This window comes from Streptomyces sp. NPDC101166 (assembly GCF_044768125.1).
GTDB lineage: Bacteria > Actinomycetota > Actinomycetes > Streptomycetales > Streptomycetaceae > Streptomyces.
This window is the reverse complement of record NZ_JBIWPF010000108.1, coordinates 1-1,479: the sequence shown is the minus strand read 5'-3', so window position 1 is coordinate 1,479 and position 1,479 is coordinate 1. Positions and strand designations below refer to the sequence as shown.

Annotated in this window: 1 protein-coding gene; it reads left to right on the top strand. The window is 69.8% G+C overall.

All coding sequences use genetic code 11. From position 1 onward, the window contains the following. Positions 1–110: 110 nt before the first annotated feature. The coding region (locus tag ACIRS4_RS36785; protein ID WP_404204395.1) for an acetyl/propionyl/methylcrotonyl-CoA carboxylase subunit alpha at positions 111–1,479 on the top strand (1,369 nt) is incomplete at its 3' end.

Here is a 1,479-nt window from a genome sequence, read left to right as displayed (position 1 = left end):
CAGGACCCCCGCGACACCCGCACGGTGTTGGGAATGGCCTTGTCCGCCATTCACAATGCCCCGATCAAGGGCGCCGAGGGCTTCGGCGTTTTCCGGATGTGAGGCCACACATGGAGATCACGAACGTTCTGGTCGCCAATCGTGGCGAGATCGCGCGGCGCGTCTTCGCGACGTGCCGCAGGATGGGTATCGCTACCACGGCGGTCTACTCGGATGCGGACGCCAACGCGCCGCACGTCGCCGAGGCGGACGCGGCAATCCGCCTGCCCGGCAACACGCCTGGCGAGACCTACCTGCGCAGTGAGCTGATCATCGAGGCCGCGCTGGCCGCCGGCGCCGACGCCATCCACCCCGGCTACGGATTCCTGTCCGAGAACGCCGAATTCGCGAAGGCCGTGCAGGCCGCCGGGCTGACCTGGATCGGCCCGCCGGTCGCGGCCATCGAGCAGATGGGCTCCAAGGTCGAGTCCAAGAAAATGATGGACGCCGCCGGTGTCCCGGTGCTGAAGCAGCTGGACCCGGCCGAGGTCACCGCGGACATGCTGCCCGTGCTGATCAAGGCGTCCGCCGGTGGTGGCGGTCGCGGCATGCGCGTGGTGCGCGATGTGGCCGAGCTGAACGATCAGATCGAGGCCGCGCAGCGGGAAGCCCAGTCCGCTTTCGGCGATCCGACCGTCTTCTGTGAGCGCTACCTCGAGACCGGCCGCCATATCGAGGTGCAGGTCATGGCCGACACCCACGGCACCGTGTGGGCGGTCGGCGAGCGCGAGTGCTCGATCCAGCGCCGCCACCAGAAGGTCGTCGAAGAGGCCCCGTCCCCGCTGGTCGAGAAGATCGACGCCCTGCGCGCGTCAGGCTCGGAAGCGCCGCTCCACCTCCCTGCGCTCGCGCAGCGTAACCACGGAGAGCCCGCGGGCAGGGCTGATGGGCAGAGCATGCGGGCGCGGCTGTTCGAGGCGGCCCGGCTGGCCTCGGAGGCCATCGGGTACGAGGGCGCGGGCACCGTGGAATTCCTCGCCGACGAGAAGGGCGACTTCTTCTTCCTGGAGATGAACACCCGTCTCCAGGTGGAGCATCCGGTCACCGAGCAGGTCACCGGCCTGGACCTGGTGCGCCTCCAGTTGCAGGTGGCCGCCGGTCGCCCGCTGCCCACACGGCAGCCGGAGATGCGCGGCCACTCCATCGAGGTGCGGCTCTACGCCGAGGACCCGGCCCACGACTGGCAGCCGCAGTCCGGCCCGGTGCACCGCCTCGACATCCCCGGCACCCTGGGCGAATTCACCGTGCTGACCGAGCCGGGCGTGCGCCTGGACACCGGCGTCGTGGACGGCTCGGTGGTGGGCGTGCACTACGACCCCATGCTGTCGAAGGTCATCTCCTTCGCCGAGACCCGCGACGAGGCCGCGCATCTGCTGGCTTCCGCCCTGCAGCGGGCCAAGATCCACGGCCTGGTCACCAACCGCGATCTGCTGGTGCGGG